Consider the following 1,436-nt stretch of genomic DNA (forward strand, 5'->3'; position numbering starts at 1 on the left):
TAATGCCGATCAGTTAAGAAAATTCAGGGATCAGTTGACCGATCCTTAAAAGGCTTCAAAATCCGATATTAGGTTTCTAATATCGGATTTTTTTATGTCTTTCATTCCTGCTTTCGAAGATATGCCGTCGTTTCTCGATGACATCAATACATTAGACAAGCTCAAGACTATTCTAGACCCAGACATTCTTGAACAAGCCTTTGAGTATGCAGGTGTTGCAACGGTTCGTCGCAGGAGGCTTCCCCTTGAAGCTGTTATGTGGTCAGTCATTGGAATGAGTTTATTTCGTAATGAAACTGTATGGGATATTGCCAACCGACTCGATATTTCACTACCAGGCAAAAATAAACTGGTTGCCCCTAGTGCTTTGGTACAAGGCCGTCAACGATTAGGATTTGAAGCTGTCCAACAGACGTTTCAGTTATTGGCGAATAAGGCCTTTTCTACTCAAGCATTCGAACACTGGTGTGGGCTAAACTTATTAGCTGTCGATGGAGTCAGTTTCCGAACTCAAGATAACGAAGAGAACCGTGCTGAATTTGGTAGCGACAGTAACCAATTTGGCGAAGTTAGCTATCCACAAATCAGGATGTGCAGCTTGATGGAGGTATCAAGTCACCTCTTACTCGATAGTAGCTTTGACGCTCGTCGTGTAGGTGAAATGACCCTAGCACAACGACTCTTACCATCGGTACCTGATGATTCCCTAACGTTGTTTGACCGGGGATATTATTCGTTAGGGCTTCTCCATGAATGGCAAAATCAAGGCTCGAATACTCACTGGATGCTTCCTGCTCGAAAAGACTTACAGTACCAAATTCAGTCTAAACTCAGTGAAAATGACCATATCGTCACACTTTCGACAAGCCCTCAAGCCAGAAATAAGTTCGAGGGTCTTCCCGGAAAATTAACTGCGAGATTAACGACTTATCAGGTCGGTGGGAAGCGTTATCGCGTACTCAGTTCACTCATTGACCCGATACGATTTCCATATGATGAGTTAACGGAGGTGTATACTCAACGTTGGGAAATAGAGTTAGGCTTTAGGGAAATGAAGCAAGGCCTGCATCAATCTAAACATATATTACGCAGTAAAAAGCCTGATATGGTACGTCAAGAACTGTGGGGGTTATTGCTTGCTTACAACCTAATTCGAATCGTAATGATAGATGCGCTAAAAGATAACGAGAGCATTACGCCAATACAGCTCAGCTTTAGCCAAAGCATGCGACAAGTGGTAGCGTTCTTAATGTTTACCCCGATACACAGCCCAAGTCAGCTGCCCAATCACTATGAGGAATTACTCACAACACTCCGACTGTTTGTCTTGCCACAAAAGGCTCCAGATAGGGCATACCCACGGGTTGTGAGAAGAAAACCAACCAAGTATCCACACAAAAGAAAAATGCCAATCAGTTCTTAACTGACTGGCATTA

The 1,436-nt window shown here is 43.2% G+C and carries 1 protein-coding gene; it reads left to right on the forward strand.

Going from position 1 to position 1,436, the window contains the following annotated elements:
* The first annotated feature begins 94 nt into the window (after positions 1-94).
* Positions 95-1,423 carry an IS4 family transposase gene (locus tag LNL84_RS19590; RefSeq protein WP_244359544.1) on the forward strand — a complete coding sequence of 443 codons (1,329 nt, stop codon included), beginning with the start codon at positions 95-97 and terminating at the stop codon, positions 1,421-1,423.
* Positions 1,424-1,436: the final 13 nt, after the last annotated feature.

The organism is Vibrio gelatinilyticus (assembly GCF_022836845.1).
GTDB lineage: Bacteria > Pseudomonadota > Gammaproteobacteria > Enterobacterales > Vibrionaceae > Vibrio > Vibrio gelatinilyticus.

What these genes read in the sequence shown, in the direction of transcription:
- LNL84_RS19590 (WP_244359544.1), top strand. Translation starts at nt 95, where the DNA reads ATGTCTTTCATTCCTGCTTTCGAAGATATGCCGTCGTTTCTCGATGAC.